The organism is Kitasatospora sp. NPDC056181 (assembly GCF_042266225.1).
Classification (GTDB): Bacteria; Actinomycetota; Actinomycetes; order Streptomycetales; family Streptomycetaceae; genus Kitasatospora.
This window is the reverse complement of record NZ_JBHJUK010000003.1, coordinates 64,571-89,298: the sequence shown is the minus strand read 5'-3', so window position 1 is coordinate 89,298 and position 24,728 is coordinate 64,571. Positions and strand designations below refer to the sequence as shown.

The window sequence follows — 24,728 nt, the reverse complement described above, 5'->3', positions numbered from 1 at the left end:
TCAGTCCTCCCACTGCAGCCGGGCGACCGCGTCCAGGATCCGGTCCACCCCGGGCAGGTGGTGGTGCTCAAGCATGGGCGGCGGGTAGGGGATGTCGAAGCCGGTGACCCGCAGCACCGGGGCGGCCAGGTGGTGGAAGCAGCGCTCGGTGACCCGGGCGGCGATCTCCGCGCCGGTGCCGCCGAAGCCGCTCGCCTCGTGCACCACCACGGCCCGGCCGAGGGAGCGGACCACCCGGCAGACCGTCTCGTCGTCGAACGGCACCAGGGTGCGCAGGTCCAGCACCGCGAGGTCCCAGCCCTCGGCCTTCGCCGCCTCCGCCGCCTCCAGGCAGACCGGCAGCGAGGGCCCGTAGGTGATCAGCACCGCGGACGTCCCGGTGCGCCGCAGCACGGCCCTGCCGATCGGCTCGACCGGCGCCGACGGGTCGAACCCGTCCTTGCCCCAGTAGAGCCGCTTGGGCTCCAGGAAGACCACCGGGTCGTCGGAGGCGATCGAGGCCCGCAGCAGCCCGTACGCGTCGGCCACCGTGGCCGGGGTGACCACGTGCAGGCCGGGGGTGGCGGTGTAGTACGCCTCGGAGGCGTCGCTGTGGTGCTCGACGCCGCCGATCCCGCCGCCGTAGGGGATCCGGACGGTGATCGGCAGCGGGAGCCTGCCGGCCGTGCGGTTGCGCATCTTGGCGACGTGCGAGAAGAGCTGCTCCAGCGCCGGGTAGGCGAAGGCGTCGAACTGCATCTCGACCACCGGGCGCAGCCCGTACATCGCCATGCCGATCGCGGTGCCGAGGATGCCCGCCTCGGCCAGCGGGGTGTCCAGGCAGCGGTCCGGGCCGAACTCGGCGGTCAGCCCGTCGGTGATCCGGAAGACGCCGCCGAGCGCGCCGACGTCCTCGCCGAGCACGTGCACGGCCGGGTCCTCGCGCAGGGAGTCGCGCAGCGCCGCGTTGAGCGCCTGCGCCATGGTGGCGGTGCGCGAGGAGACAGCTGTCTGGTTCATCGGTCGTGCACCTCGGCCTCGGCGGCCAGCTCGGCGGACAACTGGGCGGCCTGCTCGCGCAGTTGCGGGGTGGGCTCGGCGTACACGTGGGCGAACAGGGCCATCGGGTCCAGTTCGGCGTCGGCGTGGAACTCGGCCCGCATCCGGGCCGCCAGCGCCTCCGCCTCGTCGGCCGCCTCCTGCACCAGTGCGTCGTCCAGCACGCCGAGGGCGCGCAGGTCGCGCTCCATCAGCAGGATCGGGTCGTGCTCCCGCCAGGCCGCCACCTCGGCGTCGTCCCGGTAGCGGGTGGCGTCGTCGGCGTTGGTGTGCGCCTCGGCCCGGTAGGTGAGCGCCTCGACCAGGGTCGGGCCGCCGCCGGTCCGGGCCCGCTCGACCGCCTCGGCGAGCACGCCGTGCACGGCGGGCGCGTCGTTGCCGTCCACCAGCCGGCCCGGCATGCCGTAGCCGACGGCCTTGTGCGCCAGGCTGGGCGCGGCCGACTGCGCGGTGAGCGGGACGGAGATCGCGTACCCGTTGTTCTGCACCAGGAAGACGACGGGGGCCCGGAGCACCGCGGCGAAGTTCAGCGCCTCGTGGAAGTCGCCCTCGCTGGTGCCGCCGTCGCCGAGCAGCGCCAGCGCGACGACCGGGTCGCCGGCGAGCTTGGCGGCGTGCGCCAGCCCGACGGCGTGCGGGGCCTGGGTGGCCAGCGGGGTGCAGAGCGGGGCGGTGCGGGTCGCGCGGGGGTCGTACCCGGTGTGGGCGTTGCCGCGCAGCAGGGTGAGCGCCTCCAGCGGGTCGACCCCGCGGGAGACCACCGCGAGGGTGTCGCGGTAGCTGGGGAACAGCCAGTCGCGCTCGCCGAGCGCCAGCGCGGCGGCGACCTGGCAGGCCTCCTGGCCGGTGGAGGCCGGGTAGACGGCGAGCCGGCCCTGCTTGGTCAGGGTGGTGGCCTGCTGGTTGTAGCGGCGGCCGACCACCAGGCGGCGGTACAGCTCGCGCAGCAGCGCGGGGTCGTACTTCTCCAGCTCGGGAGTACCGAGCACGCGGACCGGTGAGGCGTCCGGGAGCAGCGGCGCCGGATCGGTGCGCGGGGCGGTCGCCCCGGGCAGCCAGCCGGGCACCGCCGTGCGGTGTCTGTGGTCGAGAACGGTCATCTCGGGGCACCTCCAGGGGTGGCGGGGGCTCCCTACCGATTGTTCGGTCGTCTGTTCATCTTGACCAGAAGCGTGACAAGGTGCTGGACAATCGGCCCGGGCGGCGGTCGACTGGTGGCAGTGCGTCCAATCAGTGAGGGTGGGGGGTCATGTCGGCTGAACAGACGTCCAGACTCGACCGTGTCGACCGGGCGATCCTGCGGCTGTTGCAGCAGGACGGTCGCGCCTCGATCCGCTCGGTGGCCGAGCGGGTGCACGTGTCCCGGGCGAATGCGTACGCCCGGATATCCAGGATGGTCGAGGACGGCGTCATCCGCGGCTTCACCGCCCGGGTCGACCACGAGAAGGCGGGTCAGGGCGCGTCCGCGTACGTCACCCTGAAGATCGTCCAGAACTCCTGGCGGACGGTCCGCGAGCAGTTGCTGGCGCTGCCCGGGGTCGCCCACATCGCGCTGGTCGGCGGTGACTTCGACGTGCTGCTGCTGGTGCACACCGCCGACAACCACGCCCTGCGGGAGCTGGTCCTGGGCAGCATCCAGTCCATCCCGCAGGTGCTCGGCACCCGCACGATGCTGGTCTTCGAGGAGACCGACCAGGTCCCCCCGGACTGAGCGGGGCCTACCGCGCCCGCAGCCCGTCGAACGCCAGGTGGACCACCGCGTCGGCGACGCCGTCGGCCGCCTTCAGGCCCGGCCGGTACCACTCCACGATCGAGTTGATCATGCCGAAGAGCAGCCTGGTGGCCAGCCGGGGCTCGACGTCCGCCCGCAGGGCGCCGTCCGCGACGGCCGCCCGCAGCAGCTCGGCGACCTGGTGGTCGAACTCCCGGCGCCGCTCCAGCGCCCACTGCTCGGTGGCCGTGTTGCCGCGCACCCGCAGCAGCAGGGTGACGTACGGCAGCTCCGCCAGCAGCACCTCGGCGGTCCGCCGCACCACGTGCTCCAGCCTCTCCACGGCCGGCCCCGCCACCGCGGCCGGCTCGGCGAGGATGCCGAACAGCCCGTCCAGCGCCCGCCCGACGGCGAGCCGGAGCAGCTCCTCCTTGCCGCGCACGTGGTGGTAGATCGAGGACTTGGAGATGCCCGCCGCCCGCGACAGGTCCTCCATCGAGGTCCCGTCGTATCCGCGCTCGTTGAAGACGTCGACGGTCACCGCGAGCAGCGACTCCACGGTGTAGGCGGTGCGCGTGGTGTGATCGGCCATCCTCCGAGTATCCCCGCCCCCACCCGGCCGGGTGCGCCCGGGTCGGCCGGTACCGGGCGGCGGTGACGCCGCACCGGGTTGGTCCACACCAACCGGACGGCCGCACACTCTAGAATTCGGCGGACGATCGTCCAAGGCCAGCAGGGTGGGAGCATGAGCGCAATACCGGCAGTCGCCTCCGACGTGCCCGAGCAGCGCAGCGACGAACCGGGAACCGGGGCGGCGGCCGGCTGGCGCGGGCGGGTCCGCGCCCTCGTGGTCCGGTTCGGGCCGGCCGTCTGGTGCTACGCGGTCCTCAAGCTGCTCGGCTTCACCGTCTTCATGAAGCTGCTCTCCTTCTCCGGCGACTACCTCAAGAAGCACCCCCGCTTCGGCGGGGGCGCCAACCCGTGGGACGTGCTGGCCAGCTGGGACGGCTGGTGGTACCAGCAGATCGCCGAGAACGGCTACCACCCGGCGCTGATCCCGGTCCCCAACGGCCTCCCCGGCTTCACCATCGAGCAGAACTCGGCCGCCTTCTTCCCGCTCTACCCCGGCCTGATGCGGCTGGTCTCGGACACCACCGGGCTCGGCCTGTACGGCGCCGGGATGCTGGTCTCGGTGGTGGCCTCGCTGTTCGCCGCCGCCGGCATCTACGCCGTGGTGGACCGGATGGCGGGGCAGCGGGCCGGTGTGATCGCGGCCGGGCTCTGGGCGATCGCCCCGGGCTCGGGCGCCGAGTGGGCCGTCTACTCCGACTCGCTCTTCGTCGCGCTGGCCGCCTGGGCCTGCTACTGCGTGATGAGCAGGCAGTGGGTCGCGGCAGGCCTGATCGCCCTGGTCGCGGGGCTCAACCGGCCGACCGCGGCGGCCCTGATCGGCGCCGTCGGCCTGGCCGCGCTGGTGGAGCTGTTCCGGCGGGAGAGCGGCGTCGTCCGCCCGCTGGCCGCGATGCTGCTGGCCCCGGTCGGGCTGCTCGGCTACGTCGGCTGGGTCGGCTGGCGGGTGGACGACTGGGGCGGCTACTTCAAGCTCCAGCACGACGCCTGGCTGCACTACTTCGACTTCGGCCAGGGCACCTTCTACGCGATCCGCGGCGTGCTGCTGGGCCGGACGGACTACCCGTTCGCCTGGCCGACGACCGACCTGCTGGCCACCCTGATCGTGCTCACCCTGCCGGTGCTGATCGTGCTGCTGGTCCGGCTCCGCCCGCCGCTGGTGCTGACCGCCTACACCCTGGCCACCATCGTCTCGGTGCTCGGCAGCCTGGGCATCTTCGGCAACACCTCGCGCTACCTGCTGCCGGCGTTCCCGCTGCTCATCGCGCTGGCGGTGGCGATGCGCAAGCTCAGCTGGCCGGTGCTGGCCGCGGTGCTCGGCGCCGGCGCGCTGGCCTCCGGCTGGTACGGCGGGTACGTGATCTTCGAGCTGGGCATCCCGTAGGCCGCGGCCGAACGACTCCTGCGGGGGCGCGTCCACTCCGGACGCGCCCCCGTCCGTTTCCCCGGCTCCGGCCCCGGCCCCCTGAACCCGTCCGGAACCCGTCCGGAACTCCGGTCGGGCATACCCTCTTGAGCCGACCGATCGTTCGGTTACTCTGTGACGTGTCCCGTCCTCCCCTCTGAGGAGCGCACACCATGTCCGCAGCGGTCACCCACCCCCTCGTCGCCGAGCTGGTCGAACGCCACCAGGCCACCCTGGACGCCGCGCTCGCCGCCGCCGCGAAGCGCGACTACTGGTCGCCCTACCCCGAGTTCCCGAAGGCGTACGGCGAGAGCGGCGCCGCGGACGGCAAGGCCGCCTTCGAGGCCCTGCTGAACAAGCCGTTCGCCCTCGACGGCCACCCCGCCGACGGTGACCTGGTCGGCGGCGAGGCCTCCCCGTACGGCGTCGAGCTGGGCATCGGCTACCCGCACGCCGAGCCGGACGCGCTGATCGCCGCGCTGACCGCCGCCCGACCCGGCTGGGCCGCCGCCACCCCGCTCGACCGCGCCGCCGTCTGCCTGGAGATCCTCGGCCGGATCAACGCCCGCTCGCACGAGTTCGCGCACGCGGTGATGCACACCACCGGCCAGGCGTACGGCATGGCCTTCCAGGCCGGCGGCCCGCACGCCCAGGACCGCGGCCTGGAGGCCGTCGCCTACGCGTACGCCGAGCAGACCCGGCTGCCGCGGCAGGCCGGCTGGACCAAGCCCCAGGGCAAGCGCGACCCGCTGGTGATGACCAAGGACTTCACCGTCGTCCCGCGCGGCCTCGCGCTGCTGATCGGCTGCAACACCTTCCCCACCTGGAACGGCTTCCCGGGCCTGTTCGCCTCGCTGGCCACCGGCAACCCGGTGCTGGTCAAGCCGCACCCGCGCGCCATGCTGCCGCTCGCCCTCACCGTCGCGATCGCCCGCGAGGTGCTCGCCGAGGCCGGCTTCGACCCCAACCTGGTCTGCCTGTCCGCCGAGCACGAGGGCGGCACCGTCGCCCAGACGCTCGCCGTGCGCCCCGAGATCAAGCTGATCGACTACACCGGCTCCACCGCCTTCGGCGACTGGCTGGAGGAGCACGCCCGGCAGGCCGAGGTCTACACCGAGAAGGCCGGCGTCAACACCGTCGTCATCGACTCCACCGACGACTACAAGGGCATGCTGGGCAACCTGGCCTTCTCGCTCTCGCTGTACAGCGGCCAGATGTGCACCACCCCGCAGAACCTGCTGATCCCGCGCACCGGCGTCGACACCGACCAGGGCACCAAGTCCTACGACGAGGTGGTGACCGACCTCGCCGCCGCGATCGAGGGCCTGCTCTCCGACGACGCCCGCGCCGCCGCCCTGCTCGGCGCCGTGGTCAACCCCGGCGTGCTCCAGCGCACGGTGGCCGCCGCCGGCGGCGAGTACGGCGAACTCGCGCTCGCCCCGCGCGTGGTGACCTCGCCCGAGTTCCCCGCCGCGACCGTCCGCACCCCCGCGCTGGTCAAGCTGGACGCCGACAAGCCGGACGACCGGGCGGTCTTCCGCAGCGAGTGCTTCGGCCCGGTCTCCTTCGCCGTCGCGGTCGAGTCCACCGCCGCCGCGGTCGAGTTGCTCCGCGACACGGTCCGCACCCAGGGCGCGATGACCGCCTCCGGCTACACCACCTCGCCCGAGGTCGAGACCGCCCTGGTCGAGGCCGCCCTCGACTCCGGCGTCTCGCTCTCGCTCAACCTCACCGGCGGCGTCTTCGCCAACCAGACCGCCGCCTTCTCCGACCTGCACGGCACCGGCGCCAACCCGGCCGCCAACTCCGCGTACTGCGACGGCGCGTTCGTCGCCAACCGGTTCCGCACCGTCGAGGTCCGCCGCCACGCCTGAGGCACCGGGCCCACGGGCCCGGCTCCGGGCCCCGGCGGCACGACGCCGGGGCCCGGAGATTCACAGCCCCGCCCCGGGCGGCGATGATGGAGGCCGGAAGAACGCCGAGATCGGCGTCCAACCTCCGTCCGACCACCGGGAGCTGACACATGACCGCCAAGCAGACCGTCACCGACGTCCTGATCGTCGGCGCCGGACCGACCGGGCTGCTGCTGGCCGGAGACCTGGCCGCCGCCGGGATCCGGGTCACCGTCCTGGAGAAGCGCGGCGCCGAGTCCAACCTCACCCGGGCCTTCGCCGTGCACGCCCGCACCCTCGAAATGCTGGACGCCCGCGGCCTGGCCGACGAGCTCATCGCCACCGGCGTCCCGCTCGGCTCGCTGCGGCTCTTCAACAAGCTCCGGATCGACCTCGGCAGCCTGCCGACCCGGTTCCCGTTCGTCCTGATCACCCCGCAGTCGAACACCGAACGCCTGCTCCAGGAGCGCGCGGTCAAGGCCGGCGCGACCATCCTGCGCGGCGCCGAGGTCACCGGGCTGCGCCAGGACGCCGAGGGCGTCACGATCGAGACCGTGGAGGACGGCGCCACCGCCACCCACCGGGCCCGCTACGCGGTCGGCACCGACGGCGTCCACTCCACCGTCCGCGACCTGCTCGGCATCCCCTTCCCCGGCGAGTCCGTGGTCAACTCCGTGGTGCTGGCCGACGTCCGGCTGGAGCGCGCCCCCGACGAGGTGGTCACCGTCGGCGCCACCGACGACGGCTTCGCCTTCCTCGCGCCGTTCGGCGACGGCTGGTACCGGGTGATCGCCTGGGACCGGCACGACCGGCACCCCGACGGCACCCCGCCGCCGCTGGAGCGGATCGCCGAGATCACCCGCAACACCATCGGCGAGGACTACGGCCTGCACGACGCCCGGTGGAGCTCCACCTTCCACAGCGACGAGCGGCAGGCCCCCAACTACCGCTCCGGCCGGGTCTTCCTGGCCGGCGACGCCGCGCACTGCCACTCCCCGGCCGGCGGCCAGGGCATGAACACCGGCCTCCAGGACGCCGCCAACCTCTCCTGGAAGCTCGCCGCCGCCCTCCGGGGCCGGGCCACCGACGCCCTGCTCGACACCTACCAGACCGAGCGGCACCCGGTCGGGAAGACGGTGCTGCGCAGCTCCGGCGCGCTGGTCCGGCTCGCCCTCGCCCACTCGGCGCCCACCCGGGCCCTGCGCGGCGCCCTCACCACCGTCGCCGAGCACCTCGACGTGGTCACCGAGCGCGGCGCGAAGATCATCTCCGGCATCGGCATCCGGTACGGCGCCCCCAAGGACGCCCACCCGCTGGTCGGCCGGCGCGTCCCGGACCTTCGGCTCACCGGCCTGGAGCAGCCCCGCGAGGACGGGCCCGCCGCGCCCGAGCGGCTCTACGAGGCACTGCGCGCGGGGAAGTTCGTGCTGGTCAGCAATGACGAGCTGTCCGCCGCCGACCCGTGGGCGGACCGCGTGGTCACCGCCGCCCCGGCCGATCCGCACGGCAAGCTGCGCGACACCGTCCTGCTGATCCGCCCCGACGGCTACGCCGCCTGGGCCGCCGTCGACCCCGGCCGCGGCGAGCTCCGCGCCGCCCTCGCCGAGTGGCTCGGCGCCCCCGCCGACGCCTGACGTCCGGCCCGCGGGCGCGGGGCCCGGCCCCTCATGGGGCGGCCCCGCGCCCGCACCGGCTCAGGCCTTCGCCTTCTCGTAGTGCCGCGCCGCCTTGGCCCGGTTCCCGCACACCGCCATCGAGCACCACCGCCGCCGCCCGTTCTGCGACGTGTCGAAGAAGTGCAGGATGCAGGCCTCGTGCGCGCACTTCTTGATCCGGTGCGCCCCCTGGCCGAGCAGGCCGAGCAGGTCGTCCGCCGCCAGCCAGGCCGCCAGCCACTGCGGCCGGTCCACCTCGACCTGCTCGGTCGGCCCCTGCGGACCGAGCTCCCGCCGCAGCCGCCCGTGCCGCAGCACCTCGTTCAGCCCGGCCACCGCCACCGCCCCGGGCGCACCGTGCTCGTCGAGGTCGCGGACGACCGCCGCCAGCGCGTCCCGCGCCTCCAGCAGGGGGCCGAGCCCGGAGTCGTCGGCCCCGCAGCGCCCGGCCAGCCCGGCGGAGGAGAGCCAGATCCCGTAGCCGTCGGGTCCGGCCAGCAGGTCGTTGACCGGCGTGCCCGCCCATCGGGTGTTCAGCAGGTCCAGCGAGAGCGGTTCGCCGAGCAGCGGGCGCGGGTCCCGCGGGTCTGCTTTCCGGTCCGTCATCGGTTCTCCCTCGGTCGCGCCCGGTACCCGATTCTACGTCCGGCCCGGTCTGCCCCGAATTCGCCCGGAAGGGGCCGGACCGCCCCGACCCGAGTTCCGGCCGGGCATACGGCCGGGCATCCCGCCAGGTACGCGATCCGGCATGCAGTCAGGTATGCAGTCAGGATTTGCCGTCAGGTTTGCGGCCGGAATTCCGGCCTTTAACTGTATGGAGCAGCCTCCATTCGGTTCTCCACAGTTGACTGTTTTTTAGCAACGGATTGCTTGACCATGAGCCAATTACCGCACTCCTTCTGACATGTTCTAGCCAGCGTCTCACCCCAGCGACGCCCTGGCCCCTGCCGGCCCCCACACGCCGGCCAGAGGAGGATTCCGTGCGCCCCCGCTCCCTTGCCCTTGCCGCGGCCCTTGCCGTCCTGCCGCTGACCGCCGTCTCGCTCGGCGTCACCGCCGCCCAGGCGGCCCCGAACCCCAACGCCGCCGCGCCCCGCGTCTCGCTGCCGAACACCGTGACCCCCGCGGTGGCCCACTCCGAGAAGAAGGGCGACGTCCCCGCCGACCAGCAGCTCTCCGTGGCGGTCAGCCTCAAGCTGCGCAACACGGCCGAGCTGGACCGCTTCCTCACCGCGGTCGCCACCCCCGGCACCCCGGAGTACGGCCGCTACCTGACGCCGCAGCAGTTCACCGAGCGCTTCGGCCCGACCCAGGCGGGCGTCGAGCAGGTCAAGGCGTACCTCGCCGCCCAGGGCCTGACCGTCGGGAGCGTCAGCGACAACCGCCAGGTGGTCAACGCGCACGGCACCGCCGAGCAGATCGCCAAGGCGTTCGGCACCCACGAGAGCGCCTACGTCGACCCGCAGCAGCAGCGCACCTTCTTCGCCAACGACGCCGCCGCGTCCGTCCCGGCGGATCTGGCCGACGTGGTGCAGGGCATATCCGGCCTGAACAACCACACCGTCCGGACCACCCGGAACGTGAAGCCGGGCACCACGCCGAACGCGACCACCGCCGCCCCGAGCGGCTTCGGCCCGGGCCAGTACAACGGCGCCTACAACCTCGACAAGACCGGCGCCGACGGCACCGGGGTCACCGTCGCCCTCTGGGAGTTCGACGGCTACAGCTCCACCAACCTGAAGACGTACGACTCGCAGTACGGCCTGACCGGCCCGGCCGTCTCCACCGTCTCGGTCGACGGCGCCAACTACGACTCCAAGCCGGGCGAGGGCCAGGGCGAGGTCGAGCTGGACAGCGAGATCGTCCGCGGTGTCGCCCCCAAGGCGACCCAGCTGGTCTACGAGGCCCCCAACAGCGACCAGGGCGAGATCGACATGGCCGCCCAGATCGTCGCCGACAACCGGGTCTCGGTCATCTCCATCTCGTGGGGCTCCTGCGAGCCCGACACCACCGCCTCCTCGATGACGGCGGTCGACAACTCCTTCAAGCAGGCCGCCGCCCAGGGCATCTCAATCTTCTCGGCCTCCGGCGACGACGGCTCCCGCGACTGCACCCGCTCCACCAGCGGCTCCACCGTCAAGGCGGTCGACTTCCCGGCGTCCAGCCCGCACCAGACCGGCGTCGGCGGCACCAACCTCAAGGTCTCCGGCAACGCCTACTCCTCGGAGAGCGCCTGGAGCACCGCCGGCGGCGGCGTCTCCACCGTCTTCGCCAAGCCGAGCTGGCAGACCGGCACCGGTGTGAGCGGCACCATGCGCACCGTCCCGGACGTCTCCTCCAACGCCGACCCGGCCAGCGGCTTCGCGATCTACACCACCGGCGGCTGGCAGGTCTACGGCGGCACCAGCGCCGCCGCACCGCTCTGGTCCGGCTACGCCGCCCAGTTCAACCAGAAGGCCAAGGCCGCCGGGCAGCCGGTCCTCGGCGAGGCGAGCCCGAAGCTGTACGCGGTCGCCAACAGCAGCAGCTACGGCACGACGTTCCACGACGTCACCACCGGCAAGAACCAGGACTTCTCCACCAAGGCCGGGTACGACCAGGTCACCGGCTGGGGCAGCCCGATCGCGGACGCCCTGAACACCGCGCTGCTCGGCGGCACCACCCCGCCGCCGTCCGGCGGCTGCACCCCGGCCCAGCTGATCGGCAACGGCGGCTTCGAGACCGGCACCGCCGCGCCGTGGACGGCGTCCAGCGGCGTGGTCGACAACGGCACCGGTGAGGCCGCGCACGGCGGCTCCTGGAAGGCCTGGATGGACGGCTACGGCAGCGCCCACACCGACACCCTGTCGCAGACCGTCTCGATCCCGGCCGGCTGCAAGGCCACCCTCTCGTTCTGGGTGCACGTCGACACCGCCGAGACCGGCAGCACCGCGTACGACAAGCTGACCGTCCAGGCCGGCTCGACCACGCTGACCACCCTGTCGAACGCCAACGCGGCCACCGGCTTCGTCCAGAAGTCCTTCGACCTCTCGGCCTTCGCCGGCCAGACGGTGACGGTCAAGTTCACCGGCACCGAGGACTCCTCGCTGAAGACCAGCTTCGTGATCGACGACGCCGCGCTCAACGTCTCCTGACCACCCCACCCCCACCCCGCCGGGGCGGTCCCGCAGAGGGACCGCCCCGGCGGCGTGTTTCCACAGTGTTTCCGGATCGCTAACCCTGTGGTCGAACACTCGTGACTACTGTCATACGCACGACTGATGACGTAGCCTCTCGACCGTGCATAGGGTTCCCCACAGCTCGGTGAAGCCGCTGACGGCGCGCCTCGGCGCCGGACCGGTTGCGCCGAACCCGCCTGCTGGGGAAGGTAACCGAATGGGCTCGCAAAACCCCCAGGACGCCCGGCTGCGGCTGGTCGGCCCGCGCCCCGGTGCGCCCGCACCCGCCGCCGCGCCGGTCCCGCCCGCCGCACCGGTCCCGCCCGCTGCTCCGGTCCCGCCCGCCGCTCCGGCACCCGTCCCGGCACCCGCCGCCGCAGCGGCCGCCGCCGGCCGCCCCGCGCCGGCCGGGGGCTTCGCCGACGCCCTGAACCTGGCGATCGAGGCCAGCGGCCTGAGCCTGGACCGGATCCGCGCCGCCCTCGCCCAACGTGGGGTCAGGGTCAGCGTCACCACTCTGAGTTACTGGCGCCGCGGCCGCAGCCAGCCCGAACGGGCCAGCTCGCTGCGCGCCGTCCTCCTGCTGGAGGAGCTGCTCGGCCTGCCGCACTCCACCCTGTCCGCGCTGCTCGGCCCGCCCCGCCCGCGCGGCCGCTGGGCCGCCGCCGCCACCACCGCACACCTGCGGCTGGAGGACATCTGGCCGGGCGAGCAGAAGATCGCGGACGTGTTCGCCGAGCTGGACGCCCCGCCGGCCGGCGAGCTGGAGCGGCTCTCCATCCACGACTCGTACTACGTGGACTCCGAGCGGCGCGGCAACCTGCTGCGGATGCGCCAGGTCGTCCGCGCCACCGTCGGCGGGGTGGCCCGCTGCCTGGTCGTGCACATGGCCGACGAGGAGGCCTCCGGCTGCCCGGAGATCACCGCGGTCCGGCACGGCCGGCTCGGCCGGGTCCGCCGCCGCCCGGAGGCCGGGCTGGTGGTCGGCGAGATCATGCTGGACCGCCCGCTCGCGCTCGGTGACAGCACGGTCTTCGAGTACGAGGTGGAGATCCCGTCGGGCGGTGCCCCGACCATGGAGTACAGCCGCCGCTTCGCGGTCCCGGTCCGCGAGTACGTGCTGCAGGTGCACTTCGACCCGGCGGCCGTGCCCGCCCACTGCGAGCGTTACGACCGCGCCCCGGGCGCGGAGGTCGACCGCCGCCGTGAGCAGCTCTGGATCGGCGCCTCGGCCAGTGCCCACGTGCTCGCCCCCGACCAGCAGCCCGGCCTCGTCGGCATCCGCTGGGAGTGGGAGTAGTCCCGACCGCGCCCCCGGCGCCCGTGCGACGCCGGGTCCGCGAGCTTTCTTGTCATGTTACCGACACTTCACCCCTAACCCCTTCGTGCCCGCGTGTCGGTTGACGCCCTCATTATCTAACCCCTAACCTCAATAGAGACGGTTAGATCCCGGCGTCCGCGGACGTCCGAGCCACGGGAGTGATCAGGCATGTCCAGCACCATCACCAGCACCCTGCAGACCGGCCACGTGGGCCTGAACGTGACCGACCTCGACCGCTCGGTGGCCTTCTACCGGCGCGCCCTCGGCCTGGAGCTGGTCAACGAGGGCACCGACCCGGACCGCCGCTTCGCCTTCCTGGGCCGCGACGGCCGGCTGCTGATCACGCTCTGGCAGCAGAGCACCGGTACCTTCGCCGGCTCCGCGCCCGGCCTGCACCACCTCTCCTTCCAGGTCGACTCGCTGGACGAGGTCCGCGCCGCCGAGCAGGTGCTGCGCGAGCTGGGCGCCGAGTTCGCGTACGAGGGCGTCGTCCCGCACCGCGAGGGCTCGGCCTCCGGCGGGATCTTCTTCACCGACCCGGACGGCATCCGGCTGGAGGTCTACACCCCCAAGGGCGTGGACGAGACCGAGGCCACCGCCCCCACCGAGTCCGCCCCGACCTGCGGTTTCTTCTAGAACCCGGCCCGACCCGGGCCACTCACCCCGCCAGCACAGGAGGCACGCCATGACCGGCAGCACGCCGTACCACCCGGGCGAGCGCGCGGTGCAGGCCCGGGCCGGCCGCAGCGACCGGGCCGACCACTCGGGCCGCGCGATCGGCGGCACCATCCCCGCCGTGGCCGCCCGGTTCCTGGCCGAGCGGCGGATCCTGGTGGTGGGCGCCGCCGACGCCGACGGCAGGCTCTGGGCCACCCAGCTCACCGGCGAGCCCGGCTTCCTCCAAGCCCCCGACGAGCGGACCCTCGCGGTGGCGGCCCGCCCGGCCGGGGACGACCCGCTGGCCGCCGTCCTGGCCGGGCCGGCCGAGGTCGGCACCATCGCACTGGACCCGGCCGGCCGGCGCCGGATGCGGCTCAACGGCCGCTCCGCACCGGACGGCCGGGGCGGCCTGGTGATCGCCGCCGACCAGGTGTACGCCAACTGCCCGAAGTACATCCAGCGCCGCAGCCCGCTGGTGCGGCCGGCCGCGGGCACCCCGCACGCGGTGGCCTCCGGACCGGCCCTCTCCACCGCCCAGCAGCTGGCGGTGGCCACCGCCGACACCTTCTTCGTCGCCACGGCCGGCCCGGACGGAAGGGTCGACGCCTCGCACCGGGGCGGCAACCCCGGCTTCCTCCGGGTGCTCGGACCGGACCGGCTCAGCTGGCCCGAGTACGCCGGCAACAGCATGTTCATGACCCTCGGCAACCTGGAGCTCGACCCGCGCGCCGGGCTGCTGCTGCCGGACTTCGAGACCGGAGGGGCGCTGCTGATCACCGGCGAGGCCCGGACCGACTGGTCCGAGCAGGCCGCGGCCGGCCTGCCGGGCGCCGAGCGGGTGGTCGACCTCACCGTCACCGGCGTCCTCGAACTGGCCGACGCCACTCCGCTGACCTGGACCGACCCCGAGTACTCGCCCGCCAACCCGCCCGCCGCCGCCTGACCCGGCGTCCGGCCCGCCGCAGCGGCGGCAGGTCACCGCGGCGGGCGTCCCGACATCCAGTGGAAGAGCCCCATCGCGACGCTGGTCGCCAGGTTGAAGCTGGAGACCCCGGGCTGCATCGGCACCGCGACCAGCCGGTCGGCGCGCGCCTTCAGCTCGTCCGAGACCCCGTGGCGCTCGGTGCCGAAGGCGAGCAGCGCGTCGTCCGGGAAGGCCACCGTCCGCACGTCCGCCCCCTCCGGGTCCAGGACGTAGAGCGGGCCGTCCGGGAGCTCCGGCAGCGCCAGCCGCTCGACGGCGGTGGCGAAGTGCAGGCCGGCGCTGCCCCGGACCACCGTCGGGTGCCAGGGGTCCAGGTCGCCGGTGGTCACCACGCCGGTGGCCCCGAAGCCGGCCGCCAGCCGGATCACCGCGCCGACGTTGCCCAGGTTGCGCGGGTTCTCCAGCAGCACGACCGGCGCCGTCCGGGGCTGCCGGGCGAGCGCGGCCAGGTTGGAGCCGGTGGTGGGCCGGGCGGCCAGCGCGATCACGCCGGTCGGGTGCAGCCGCGGGACCAGCGCCCGCAGCTCCGCCTCCGGCAGCTCGGCCGCCAGGCCGTCCAGGGCGGGCACCACGTCCGCGGCCAGCTCGGCGGCGAGCGCCAGCAGAGCCGCCCGGTCGGCGGTGAGCACCTGCCGGACGTCCCCGCCGAAGCGCAGCGCGTGCTTCAGCGCGTGGAAGCCGTCCAGCAGCACCGTCCCGGGCGCCCCGGCGCCCTCCCGCCAGGCCCGCACCAGCTCGTCGTTCATGCCGCTCACTCTGCCACCCCGCCCCGGGGGCGCCCGCACGCCCCCGGGCGGGCCGCCCGACGGACCACCTGACGGCTCGCCGCCTAACGCGCCGTCGACTCCTGCCCGTACTGCGTCGGCGTGGCGGTCCCGCCCCCGCGCAGCGCCCGTTCCAGGTCCCTCAGTGCCTGGAGCAGCAGCCGGGCGCTGGAGCGCACGACGTCCCGCTGCACACTCGCCGGCGCCGCCGCGAGCCGCTCCTCCAGCCGGACGTGCGCCTCCCGCACCGCGCCGAACTCCACCGGCCGGTCGGTGAGCAGTGCGGCCGCCGCCAGCGCGGTGGCCAGCCGCAGCTCCTCCGCGAACTCGGCCGTCCCGGGCACCGGTTCGGCGTCGGCGACCGGCAGGTGGGCCTCCAGCAGCACGGCGACCCGCCCGAGGTGGCCGACCGCGGCGCGGGCCCGGTCGAGCTGGCGGCGGCTCACCCCGGGCAGCCCGGAGGCGTGCCGGCCGGGTTCGGCGTCGGCCCGCTGCATCGCCTGGAGCAGCTCGGAGCGGGCCTCCCGGGAGTCCAGCAGCGCCGCGCGGACCTCCCGCCCGCGCGGCGCCGCCGGGTGCTCGTAGACGTCGAGCACGGCGGCCGCGTAACGCCCGGCGGCGGCCAGCCACTCGGCCAGCCGCTCGCCGAGCCGGGCGGTCTGCCAGGTCGGGAAGAGCGCGTAGACGAGCAGCGCGACCGACCCGCCGAGCAGCGTCAGCCCGACCCGCTCCACGGCGGTGACCAGCGGGTTCCCGGCCTGCAACCCGAGCAGGAAGACCACGTACGAGGAGACGCCGACCGTCATCAGCGCATAGCCGGTGCGCAGCGTCAGGTAGGCGACGCCGATGCAGAGCACCGCGAGCGCGGCCAGCACCCACTCGCCGGGGTGGGCGAGCTGCACCACCAGGGTGGAGACGGCGACGCCGACCGTCGTCCCGGCCAGCCGGGCCACGCCCCGGCTGTAGGTCTGCGCGAAGTCGGGCCGCATCACCATGGCGGCGGTCATCGGCGCCCAGTAGCCGTGCTCGAAGCCGGCCAGCCGGGCCAGCAGGTAGGCGAGGGTGACCACCGCGGTGAGCCGGACGGCGTGCTGGAAGACGGCCGAGCGCGGCTGGAGCTGGCGGCCCAGCGCGCGGGCGGCGACCGGCAGCATCCGGAAGAGCGGCGGCTTGCGCAGCGCCCCGCCGGTCCCGACCACGGGGGTGCTGATGGTGTCCTCGTCGCCGCGTTCCAGGGTGTCGGCGGCCTTGCGGAGCAGACCGGCCAGCCGTCGGGCGGCCCGGCGGGCGGCGCCCCGGAGCTCCGGGCCCTCGACCGGGACGGCCAGCGTGAGCGCGGGCGCCGAACGCGGCAGTTGCAGCGGATCGCCGGTGCGGACGGCCTTGGCCAGGGCGTCCATCGCCTCGGCCGCGGCGGCCAGGACGGCCCGCGCCCGGTCGCGTTCGGGGCCCTCCTCGGGGGCGCCCACCTTGGGGTCGGCGAGTGCGGCGAGGGTGGGGCGGATCCGTTCGGCGACGCCGCGCAGGCCGCGCATCTCGGGCGGCCGGTGGCGGTCCTGCCAGGGGGTCAGCGCGGCCGCGCGCCGGGCCGTCATGAACGGCGCCGGGTCGACGTGCGCGGTCGGGTCCTGGCGCAGCCGGCGGGCGTAGTCGGCGAGTTCGGCGTAGGTGTCGGCGAGCGCCTCGCGCTGGACGGTCCAGCTGCCGATCGGCCAGAGCGTGATGACGGCCGCCTGGGCGAGGCCGCCGAGCGAGCAGACCAGCCCGTGGCCGAACGCGGCGAGCGCGCTGACCGGCAGCTGGACCACGACCAGCATCACCGCCAGGGTGTTGGCCGCGACCACCCCGGCGGTCGGCCCGACCGCCCAGGCCAGGCCGGCGCCGAAGGCCCAGAGGGCGAGCAGCGCGGGGAACGCCCCGGGCACCCCGGCGGCCAGGTAGCCGAGGAAGGTGCTGGTGCCGAGCCCGATCCCGGCCGCGACGGCGAGTGAGGCCCGGGGCCGGAAGCTGCGCTGGAAGGTGGCCGTCCCGGCGATGAAGGCGCCCATCGCGGCCGAGGTGGCGAGCCGTGGCCCGCCCACCGCCAGGGTCGGGAAGAGCACCAGGGCGACGGCGACGGCGCCGCGGGCCGCCCGTTTGGGGTCGGTGAGCGCCCGGTCGAGCGTCAGTCCGGTCCGCGCGGTGTCTCGGAGTGCGGCGAACCAGGACATAACGGTCAGCTTAGGGGAGGGGCTCCCGAGGGGACCGCAAGCCCCGGATCCGCGCGGCCACGCCCCCGGCCCGTGCCCCCGCGCCCGCGACCCGCGCGGCCGCCCAGACCAGCGCCGCCGTCGGCAGGAAGACCGCGTCCGCCGCGACCATGGCCAGCGAGAACACCGGCAGCCCGAGCAGCACCGCGATCCCCAGGTGCTCGGCCATCATCACCATCAGCAGGACGTTCTTGACCCTCCGGCTGACCAGCGTGAACGGGAACGCGACCTGGAGGATCACCGTCCCGTACGAGATCAGGAAGACCGGCAGCAGGGCCGAGGCGACCAGCCCGGAGAGCCACGGCCAGGGGGTGAAGTAGTCCAGGTGCAGCGGGTAGTAGAGCGCGGTGCCGTCCTGCCAGCGCGAGCCCTGCACCTTGTACCAGCCGGCGGTGGCGTAGATCAGCACCACCTCGGCGGCGATCACCAGCATCGCGCAGTTGTGCACCATGGTCGCCAGCGCGTCCAGCACCGCCCGCGGCTCGCCGTCCGGCCGCAGCCGGCCGAGCGCCCACCAGAGCCCGGCCACCGCCCAGAGGCCCCAGAACACCGGCGACCAGCCGACGTACGGGAAGGTGTCGGCCGTCCAGGTCAGGCCCGCCCCGGCGAAGCCGCCGAGCTGGCAGACCAGCAGGACCGCGCCGAGCAGCGCCCAGAGCACCACCCCGGTCCGGCCGGGCGCGCGGCGCCGGGCGTCCAGCGACCAGACCTCGGCGCAGCGGGTGAAGACCAGGTAGAGCGCCATCAGGTGGACCACGTTGTCGCCGCCGTCGCCGAGGAAGACGTTGCGGTTCTGCAGCGACAGCACGGTGACCATGAACAGCACGCTGCTCGCCCTGGTCCGCCAGCCGAGCACCACCGCGACGGCGGCCAGCACCGCCAGGTGGTAGACCAGCTCGAACCAGAGCCGCCCGCCGAACCAGGGCAGCACCGTCAGCGCGCCGTTGTCGGCGAGCAGCCGCTCGGCCAGGTCGAGCGACCAGGGCGAGGTGTCGCCGTACAGCAGCCGGCGGTTGGGCCACTCGCGGAGCAGGTGGGCCAGCCAGACCAGGCCGAAGCCGATCCGCACCGCCGCCGCCTGGTGGCGCCCGAGCACCTGGCCGGTGAACGCGCCGAAGGCACGCGCGCACAGCTCCCCGACACCGGGGCCGGAGCCCGGCGCGGGTGCCGCCGGGGCGGGCTCGGGCTGCGGGGGGACCTCGGCCGGCAGCAGTTCGTCCGGCGCCGTCCCGTTCACCCGAGCCCCCGGTAGTCCTCGTCGTTGACCGGCCACCACGGCAGCTCCCGGACCTTCGGCGCGGGCGGCGCGGCCTCCCCGCTCCAGCCCGGCGGCGGCACGGTCGCGGCCGTCACCCGGAACTCGATCTCCATGATCCGCTCGCCGTCGCAAGCGCGGCCGAACCGCTGCAGCGCGATCCGCTTGAGGTACTCCTCGGCGAGCTTGCCGCGCGGGTTGGTCAGGGAGTCGTCCTGCGCGCTGTGCGAGCCCTCGTAGAAGTCCCAGGCCCGGCGCAGCAGGTTCTGGTCGGCGTGGCTGGGCGCCGGGTTGCCGCGGATCGCGGCGATGTCCCGGGCGGTCAGCCCGACCCAGTCGTGGGTCCGGGTGGCGCCGCCGTCCACGACGGTACGGACCCTGGCGTCCAGGCTGACGTTCTGCTGGAGCGGGTTGGGCGCGAACAGCTTCCAGTTCTGCTCGAACTCCGGGTACACCACGCCGTCGACCTGCTCCCGGTACTCGCGGGAGAGCGAGTTGGCCGGGGCGACGTGCAGGAACACCGCCGCGAGGAAGAGCCCGGTGCCCGTGACCAGCACCGCGGCGGCCGTGACGAGCACGGCCAGCGCCGGCCTCGACCAGACCCTGCCACCGGACGGGGCCTGCGCACCCTCGGCCATGCACCCTCCCCAGCCGTCGGCCGGGAGGTGTCCCCACCCGGACGGGCGCCGCCGGTCCCGTCCCGGGTCGGTCGCGCGCCCATCCTGCCCTACCGCGGGCGGGGGAGCCGCCGGGGACTACAGAACGTACGCGTCCTGGCCGCCGCCGCTCACCATCGGCCGGCCGGCGCCCTCCCAGGCGTACATGCCGCCGTCCACGTTGACCGCGTCCCGGCCGTTCTGCACCAGGTACTGGACGACCTGCGCGGAGCGTCCGCCGACCCGGCAGAGCACGTACAGCTTCTCGTCCGGCAGCTCGCCGATCCGCGCGACCAGCTGGCCCATCGGGATGTGCAGCGCGCCGTCCACGTGCCCGGCGTCCCATTCGTCCTGCTCGCGGACGTCCAGCAGAGCGGCGTCGGCGGGCACGGAGGCGGCGTCGGTGGTGGGGATCTGGGCGAACATCGTCTGGCTCTCCTGGGGCTCGGTCTCGGCACCGCCATTGTCCCCCACCGGCGGCCGCTCCCCGGCCGCGCCGAGCAGCCGCTCCAGCTCGGCCTGCTGGGCGGCGGCCTTGGCGAGCAGCTGCTCGGCCAGCTCCTCCAGCAGCCCGTCCGGGTCCTGCGGGGCGAGGGCGAGCAGCTGGCCCATCGCGGTGTTCTCCAGCCGCACCTGTTCGGTGGCGGTCGCGGTGATCTTGGCGTTGAGCCACTCCAGCCGCCGGCGCAGCCAGCCGAGCCGGTCGGGGGAGTCCTGCGCGGGCGCCGCTTCCGGGGCGGTGGACCACTCGGCGGCCAGGCCCTCCAGCGCGGCGCTGTCGCCGTACGCGTAGGCCTCGTTGACCCGGGCGAGGAACGCGGCCCGGCGCTCCTGCTCGGCCGGGTCGGTGGTCAGGTCGGGGTGCGCGCGGCGGACGAGGTCGCGGTAGATCCGCTGGGCCTCCCGGCCGGGCCGCACCCGGGCCGGCGCGGCCGGCGGCGCCGCCTCCTGCTCCTGCACGCTGTCGAACAGGGCGTCCAGGTCGGGGAGTTCGTCCACCCGCCGGCGCGCCTCGGCGGCCTGCCGGAGGTCCTCCGGGTGCCCGGTCCGGGCGGCCACCGTCTCGGCGATCAGCGCGTCCAGCTCGTCCAGCCGGGCGTAGAGCGGGCCGAGCAGCTGGTGGTGGATCAGGGCGAAGTTGTCGATCTCGACCCGCAGCGTCTGCACGTCGACGTCCATGGTGAGCCAGGCGAGCTCGGAGGCGGCGACCCGCTCCTCCAGCTCCTGCTGCTCCGGGTCGGTCCAGCGGACGGGGATCTGCGCGGTCACTTCTCGCCTCTGTCTCGTCCTGGTCGTCCTGGTCGTGCCGGTGGTCCGGCCCGTACGGGGCGTGCGGCCCGTCCGGCCGGCCCGCCCGCGGGCGACCGTCCCGGTACGGCGCACCCGCGCCCCGGGCGGCCCGGCCGCCCACCCTACCCTCGCGCGCGCTGCTCCGACCGGGTGGACGGGGAGTGCGGACCGGTGTCCGTGCGCCAGATCGTCGGCCCGTCGCGCCCGCTCGCGCCGTCACGCGCAACTGATACTGATGAATCTCCCCGTTTCGCTATCGAGCCCGACCCTGTCCGTGCTTCGCTGGTATCCGCAACAGCGTGCCTTCCTCCAGAGAGACGGCCGCCTCCAGGCGTGGCGGCCAGGCGGGAGCAGACCGAATCCATGGTGGACGAGCCCAACTCCACACCGCTTCCGGCGGCCGCCGCCGCCGAGCCCGCGGCCGCCCCGGGTGACCAGCCGTCAGGCGTGGTCGCCCAGGTGCGGCTCGCCCTCGTGCTGGTCGACCGGTCCGGCCGGATCGCGCAGTGGAGCCGCGCCGCCGAGGAGCTCTTCGGGCACCGCGCCGAGGTCGTCCGCGACCGCCCCGCCACCGGCCTGCTGCCCGCCGTCGAACCGCGCAGCCTCCCCGTCCCGGCCGCCACCGCCGCCCGCCGCCGCTGCGACGCGCTGGACACCCTGGCCGCGCTGACCGGCGAAGGCCGTCCCTGGGCCGGGCAGATGCCGGTCGTCGACCGCGAGGAGCACCTGCGCGACGTGCTCTGGTGGGCCTACCCGCAGGCCGGCGGCGGCCTGCTGGCCCTGGCCGCCGACGCCCGCCCGCTGCGCACGGCGGGCCCGCGACTGGCCCTCGGCGAGCGCCTGCTGCCGTTCGCCGCCGCCCCCGCCGCCCGGGGCGGCTTCCACCGGCTCTCCGCCACCCTGACCCCGCCCGGCCGCCCGCTGCCGGAGCCGCTCGCCCGGCTGCTGCCGGCCGGCCCCGCCGGCCACCGGGAGCAGCTGCTCGACGGGCTGGTCCGGGCCGGACTGCCCGCCCTGCGGCTGGACCCGGCCACCGTGCTGCCCGTCCTGCCCGCCGACCCGCCGACCGGCGCCGCGCACGCGGCCGCCGGGATCGGCCGCCGCTACCCGACCGCCCAGCAGCGCGCCGCCCGGCTGGGACCGCCGCCGCAGCCCGAGCAGCCCGCGCCCGGCCGGCGCCCGCCCGGCCCGCTGCCCGCCCAGCGCGAGACCGCCGACCGGCCCGCCCGGCCCGCCGGCCCCGTGAGCGGCACGCCCGCGGCAGCCCCGTCCGTCCCGGCCCCGCCCAGAGGAGGCGCCACCATCGAGCAGGCCGCCGTCGAGTCGTCCGCCAACGGCCACCAGGCCCGTCGGGGCGACCAGGCCCCACTCCCGACCGTCCCCTCCCCCGCCGGGGCGGACGGCGCCGCCCCGCCCGCCGGGCGGCTCGGCCCGTTCCTCACCAACGGCCAGGCCGGCGAACAGCTGGCGCTGCTGAACGAGGTCGGCGGCAAGGTCGGCACCACGCTGGACCTCGGCTTCACCGCGCGCGAGCTCTGCCAGGTGCTCGTCCCCCGGGTCGCCGACTTCGCCTGCGTCGACCTGGTGGACGGCCTGATCTCCGACTCCGAGCTGCCCGAGGCCCGGCCGGACGACGACACGATGCTGCGCCGGGTCGCCCTGGTCTCCAACGAGTCCGCCGGCCAGTGGGACCACGTCCTCGCCGAGGGCTCCCTGGTCGCCATGCCGCGCCGCACCCCGCCCGGCATGGCCCTCCAGCTGAACCAGCCCGTCCTGGTCCCGGTGGTCAGCCAGGACGTCGCGGTGGACTACGCCGCCGCGCTGGGCGGCCCCCGGCTCGCCTCGGTGGTCACCGGGCGCTCGATGCTGGTGGTGCCGCTCTCCGCCCGGGGCACCGTGCTCGGCATCCTCAAGCTGCTCCGGCTGCCCGACCGGGCCCCCTTCGACGAGGGCGACGCCGCCACCCTCAAGGAGCTGGCCGCCCGCGCCGCGCTGTCGCTGGACAACGCCCGGCTGCACCGCGCCGAGTCCAAGGTCGCCACCACCCTGCAGCGCTCGATGATCCCGACCCGGCCGCCGCAGATCCCCGGCGTGCAGATCGCCCACCGCTACCTGCCGGGCGACTCCAAGGCCGAGGTCGGCGGCGACTGGTTCGACGCCATCCAGCTGCCCGGCAGCCGGGTCGCCCTGGTGGTCGGCGACGTGATGGGCCACGGACTGCACTCGGCCGCGGCGATGGGCCGCTTCCGCACCGCGATGCAGACCCTGGCCGCCCTCGACCTGCCGCCCGGCCAGCTGCTGCGGCACCTGGACAACCTGGCCCACAAGCTGGGCGACGACCACCTCGCCACCTGCCTGTACGCGGTCTACGACCCGATCAACCGGACGTGCGAGCTGGCCAGCGCCGGCCACGTGCCGCCGGTCCTGGTGCACCCGGACGGCAGCGGCGAGCTGCTGGAGATCCCGGCCGGCGCGCCGATCGGCGTCGGCGGGGTGCCGTTCGTCGCCAAGACCATCGAGGTCACGGACGGCTCGATGCTGGTGCTCTGCACCGACGGCCTGGTCGAGGTCCGGGGCGGCGACATAGGAGCAGGGCTGGCCGCGCTCTGCGGCAACCTGATCGACCCCCGGCAGAGCCCCGAGCAGGCCTGCGACGTGGTGCTGGAGCGGCTGCACTCGGACGACCGCAAGGACGACGTCGCCCTGCTGGTGGCCCGCTTCGACGGCGTCGCGCCGACCGAGGTGGCCACCTGGGACCTCACCGTGGACCACCGCGAGGTCCGCCGGGCCCGCGCGCTGGTCCGCGAGCAGCTGGCGGGCTGGCACCTGGACGCCCTCGCCGACACCACCGAGCTGCTGGTCAGCGAGCTGGTGACGAACGCCGTCCGGGTGGCCAGGGACCGCGTCCAGCTCCAGCTGATCCGGGTGGACAAGCTGCTGGTCGAGGTCAGCGACGACAACCACAACCTGCCGTCCCTGGAGCCGGCCGAGCAGCTGGGCGAGACCGGCCGCGGCCTGACCCTGGTCACCAAGCTCGCCGAGCGCTGGGGCACCGCCCGCAAGGCGGTCGGCAAGGTGGTCTGGTTCGAGCTGCCACTGCCGCCCGCCTGAACCCGGCCCGGTGGTGCGGGCGGGCGCGTCAGGGAATGGCCGCGCCCGCCGGCGTCCGGCGCCGGGCCTCCGCCGCCACCTCGATCGAGGCCGCCGTGGCCACCGAGGTCGCCGCCCCCACCCCGGCCAGCACCCGCGGCCAGAAGTCCCCGAAGACCTCCACCGAGACGGCGATCAGCAGCGCGGTGATCACCGCGACGACGTGCTCCAGGCCCGCGAGGTTCGGCAGCACGACCGCCTCGCCGACCATCAGGGCCACCACCAGCCCGGCCGTGAACCAGGCCCGGCAGCGGAACGCGATGCAGATCGCCAGCGCCACCACGGCCGCCGAGGGGCCGGTGTCGCGGACGTAGGCCACCCACTTCGGGAAGCCGAACAGGTGGTGCGGCCCGATCGCCACCCCCACCCGGGCGAACAGCGTCCCGGCCAGGGTGCAGGTGTAGGCCACCACCAGGGTCAGCCGCCGCCCGAGCACGATCTCGGCGATGCCGAACACCACGAGGACCTGGGCCAGCGCCCCCCAGACCGGCAGGTCCAGCGCCGGAACGTACAGCGACAGCGGTGTGCGCAGCAGCGAGACGTCCAGCGGCAGGGCCGCCTTCACCACACCGATGTGGGTGACGAACCGCTCGCCGCCCGGCAGGTGCTGCACGATACTGAACAGCAGGATCAGGGCGGTCGCCGTGACGGCGAGCGGAACGGCCGCGAGTTTCCTCGCCCGCAACCGCTCGTGCACCATCCCGAACAACGTTCCCCACTCGGCGACAGCGGCCGCACCGGCAATAGCCAGCGGCCCCTTTCGCACGCCCCCCGCGTGGGTCCTGTGAATCACGACCGTCTCTCCAAATCCCCGAAGCCATCCCCGAAGCCGGAACGCCTTCCCCGACCACTCCAACATTAGAAGCCGGTTAATCAATCCACATCGGCATAAATGTTGATCGCCGTCAT

General features: G+C 74.6%; 19 protein-coding genes. 9 read left to right on the top strand and 10 right to left on the bottom strand.

Annotated features, from left to right (window positions below):
* Both ACFC1F_RS02595 and pdhA read right to left on the bottom strand, forming a co-directional pair.
* Positions 1-999: an alpha-ketoacid dehydrogenase subunit beta gene (locus ACFC1F_RS02595; protein WP_209415513.1), complete on the bottom strand. Its 999-nt coding sequence runs from the start codon at positions 997-999 to the stop codon at positions 1-3.
* Positions 996-2,138: a pyruvate dehydrogenase (acetyl-transferring) E1 component subunit alpha gene (gene pdhA, locus ACFC1F_RS02590; RefSeq protein WP_376155120.1), complete on the bottom strand. Its 1,143-nt coding sequence runs from the start codon at positions 2,136-2,138 to the stop codon at positions 996-998. Before pdhA ends, ACFC1F_RS02595 begins: the two co-directional genes overlap by 4 nt.
* Positions 2,139-2,287: 149 nt before the next feature.
* Here pdhA and ACFC1F_RS02585 point away from each other — a divergent pair, with 149 nt between their 5' ends.
* On the top strand, positions 2,288-2,749 hold the full coding sequence (locus ACFC1F_RS02585) for an Lrp/AsnC family transcriptional regulator (protein WP_148643787.1): 462 nt from the start codon (positions 2,288-2,290) through the stop codon (positions 2,747-2,749).
* Between the two features lie 7 nt (positions 2,750-2,756).
* Here the strand turns inward: ACFC1F_RS02585 and ACFC1F_RS02580 are convergent, their stop codons facing one another.
* Positions 2,757-3,341, bottom strand: a complete 585-nt coding sequence (locus tag ACFC1F_RS02580; protein WP_148643788.1) for a TetR/AcrR family transcriptional regulator — start codon at positions 3,339-3,341, stop codon at positions 2,757-2,759.
* Between the two features lie 153 nt (positions 3,342-3,494).
* Here ACFC1F_RS02580 and ACFC1F_RS02575 point away from each other — a divergent pair, with 153 nt between their 5' ends.
* The 3 genes from ACFC1F_RS02575 (at position 3,495) to ACFC1F_RS02565 (ending at position 8,310) form a co-directional block, all read left to right on the top strand.
* Positions 3,495-4,763: a hypothetical protein gene (locus ACFC1F_RS02575; protein WP_376155117.1), complete on the top strand. Its 1,269-nt coding sequence runs from the start codon at positions 3,495-3,497 to the stop codon at positions 4,761-4,763.
* Between the two features lie 194 nt (positions 4,764-4,957).
* Positions 4,958-6,658: a phenylacetic acid degradation protein PaaN gene (gene paaN / locus ACFC1F_RS02570; protein ID WP_376155115.1), complete on the top strand. Its 1,701-nt coding sequence runs from the start codon at positions 4,958-4,960 to the stop codon at positions 6,656-6,658.
* Positions 6,659-6,807: 149 nt separating this feature from the next.
* Positions 6,808-8,310 (top strand): FAD-dependent monooxygenase, encoded by a 1,503-nt coding sequence (locus ACFC1F_RS02565; protein ID WP_376155113.1) that lies wholly within the window; start codon positions 6,808-6,810, stop codon positions 8,308-8,310.
* A gap of 60 nt (positions 8,311-8,370) precedes the next feature.
* Here ACFC1F_RS02565 and ACFC1F_RS02560 read toward each other — a convergent pair whose 3' ends face one another.
* The gene (locus ACFC1F_RS02560) at positions 8,371-8,937 is read right to left on the bottom strand and encodes a CGNR zinc finger domain-containing protein (protein WP_376155111.1); all 567 of its coding nucleotides are present in this window, start codon (positions 8,935-8,937) and stop codon (positions 8,371-8,373) included.
* Positions 8,938-9,311: 374 nt separating this feature from the next.
* On the opposite strand from ACFC1F_RS02560, the gene ACFC1F_RS02555 reads away from it, so the two are divergent.
* The 4 genes from ACFC1F_RS02555 (at position 9,312) to ACFC1F_RS02540 (ending at position 14,413) form a co-directional block, all read left to right on the top strand.
* A complete protein-coding gene (locus tag ACFC1F_RS02555; RefSeq protein WP_376155109.1) occupies positions 9,312-11,465 on the top strand; it encodes a protease pro-enzyme activation domain-containing protein in 2,154 nt (717 codons plus the stop codon).
* A gap of 241 nt (positions 11,466-11,706) precedes the next feature.
* Positions 11,707-12,789 (top strand): XRE family transcriptional regulator, encoded by a 1,083-nt coding sequence (locus ACFC1F_RS02550; RefSeq protein WP_376155107.1) that lies wholly within the window; start codon positions 11,707-11,709, stop codon positions 12,787-12,789.
* A 189-nt stretch (positions 12,790-12,978) separates the two neighbouring features.
* Positions 12,979-13,446 (top strand): VOC family protein, encoded by a 468-nt coding sequence (locus ACFC1F_RS02545; protein WP_209415505.1) that lies wholly within the window; start codon positions 12,979-12,981, stop codon positions 13,444-13,446.
* A gap of 49 nt (positions 13,447-13,495) precedes the next feature.
* Complete coding sequence (locus ACFC1F_RS02540; protein WP_376155104.1) at positions 13,496-14,413, top strand: pyridoxamine 5'-phosphate oxidase family protein; 918 nt, start codon at positions 13,496-13,498, stop codon at positions 14,411-14,413.
* A gap of 32 nt (positions 14,414-14,445) precedes the next feature.
* On the opposite strand, the gene ACFC1F_RS02535 is transcribed toward ACFC1F_RS02540, so the two are convergent.
* The 5 genes from ACFC1F_RS02535 to ACFC1F_RS02515 form a co-directional block, all read right to left on the bottom strand.
* Positions 14,446-15,201: an RNA methyltransferase gene (locus ACFC1F_RS02535; protein ID WP_209415503.1), complete on the bottom strand. Its 756-nt coding sequence runs from the start codon at positions 15,199-15,201 to the stop codon at positions 14,446-14,448.
* 83 nt (positions 15,202-15,284) lie between these two features.
* Positions 15,285-17,429: an FUSC family protein gene (locus ACFC1F_RS02530; protein WP_376155102.1), complete on the bottom strand. Its 2,145-nt coding sequence runs from the start codon at positions 17,427-17,429 to the stop codon at positions 15,285-15,287.
* A gap of 10 nt (positions 17,430-17,439) precedes the next feature.
* Complete coding sequence (locus ACFC1F_RS02525) at positions 17,440-18,705, bottom strand: HTTM domain-containing protein (protein ID WP_376155100.1); 1,266 nt, start codon at positions 18,703-18,705, stop codon at positions 17,440-17,442.
* On the bottom strand, positions 18,702-19,361 hold the full coding sequence (locus ACFC1F_RS02520) for a DUF5819 family protein (RefSeq protein WP_376155098.1): 660 nt from the start codon (positions 19,359-19,361) through the stop codon (positions 18,702-18,704). The genes ACFC1F_RS02525 and ACFC1F_RS02520 overlap by 4 nt, the downstream gene beginning before the upstream one ends.
* Before the next feature lie 117 nt (positions 19,362-19,478).
* The gene (locus ACFC1F_RS02515) at positions 19,479-20,648 is read right to left on the bottom strand and encodes a rhodanese-like domain-containing protein (RefSeq protein ID WP_376155096.1); all 1,170 of its coding nucleotides are present in this window, start codon (positions 20,646-20,648) and stop codon (positions 19,479-19,481) included.
* A gap of 384 nt (positions 20,649-21,032) precedes the next feature.
* Here ACFC1F_RS02515 and ACFC1F_RS02510 point away from each other — a divergent pair, with 384 nt between their 5' ends.
* On the top strand, positions 21,033-23,780 hold the full coding sequence (locus tag ACFC1F_RS02510) for a SpoIIE family protein phosphatase (RefSeq protein WP_376155095.1): 2,748 nt from the start codon (positions 21,033-21,035) through the stop codon (positions 23,778-23,780).
* Between the two features lie 28 nt (positions 23,781-23,808).
* On the opposite strand, the gene ACFC1F_RS02505 is transcribed toward ACFC1F_RS02510, so the two are convergent.
* Positions 23,809-24,519: a hypothetical protein gene (locus ACFC1F_RS02505; protein ID WP_376155093.1), complete on the bottom strand. Its 711-nt coding sequence runs from the start codon at positions 24,517-24,519 to the stop codon at positions 23,809-23,811.
* Positions 24,520-24,728: the final 209 nt, after the last annotated feature.

Coding starts and splice junctions, on each gene's coding strand:
- ACFC1F_RS02595 (WP_209415513.1), bottom strand. CDS start 999: ATGAACCAGACAGCTGTCTCCTCGCGCACCGCCACCATGGCGCAGGCG.
- pdhA (WP_376155120.1), bottom strand. CDS start 2,138: ATGACCGTTCTCGACCACAGACACCGCACGGCGGTGCCCGGCTGGCTG.
- ACFC1F_RS02585 (WP_148643787.1), top strand. CDS start 2,288: ATGTCGGCTGAACAGACGTCCAGACTCGACCGTGTCGACCGGGCGATC.
- ACFC1F_RS02580 (WP_148643788.1), bottom strand. CDS start 3,341: ATGGCCGATCACACCACGCGCACCGCCTACACCGTGGAGTCGCTGCTC.
- ACFC1F_RS02575 (WP_376155117.1), top strand. CDS start 3,495: ATGAGCGCAATACCGGCAGTCGCCTCCGACGTGCCCGAGCAGCGCAGC.
- paaN (WP_376155115.1), top strand. CDS start 4,958: ATGTCCGCAGCGGTCACCCACCCCCTCGTCGCCGAGCTGGTCGAACGC.
- ACFC1F_RS02565 (WP_376155113.1), top strand. CDS start 6,808: ATGACCGCCAAGCAGACCGTCACCGACGTCCTGATCGTCGGCGCCGGA.
- ACFC1F_RS02560 (WP_376155111.1), bottom strand. CDS start 8,937: ATGACGGACCGGAAAGCAGACCCGCGGGACCCGCGCCCGCTGCTCGGC.
- ACFC1F_RS02550 (WP_376155107.1), top strand. CDS start 11,707: ATGGGCTCGCAAAACCCCCAGGACGCCCGGCTGCGGCTGGTCGGCCCG.
- ACFC1F_RS02545 (WP_209415505.1), top strand. CDS start 12,979: ATGTCCAGCACCATCACCAGCACCCTGCAGACCGGCCACGTGGGCCTG.
- ACFC1F_RS02540 (WP_376155104.1), top strand. CDS start 13,496: ATGACCGGCAGCACGCCGTACCACCCGGGCGAGCGCGCGGTGCAGGCC.
- ACFC1F_RS02535 (WP_209415503.1), bottom strand. CDS start 15,201: ATGAACGACGAGCTGGTGCGGGCCTGGCGGGAGGGCGCCGGGGCGCCC.
- ACFC1F_RS02530 (WP_376155102.1), bottom strand. CDS start 17,429: ATGTCCTGGTTCGCCGCACTCCGAGACACCGCGCGGACCGGACTGACG.
- ACFC1F_RS02520 (WP_376155098.1), bottom strand. CDS start 19,361: ATGGCCGAGGGTGCGCAGGCCCCGTCCGGTGGCAGGGTCTGGTCGAGG.
- ACFC1F_RS02510 (WP_376155095.1), top strand. CDS start 21,033: ATGGTGGACGAGCCCAACTCCACACCGCTTCCGGCGGCCGCCGCCGCC.
- ACFC1F_RS02505 (WP_376155093.1), bottom strand. CDS start 24,519: ATGGTGCACGAGCGGTTGCGGGCGAGGAAACTCGCGGCCGTTCCGCTC.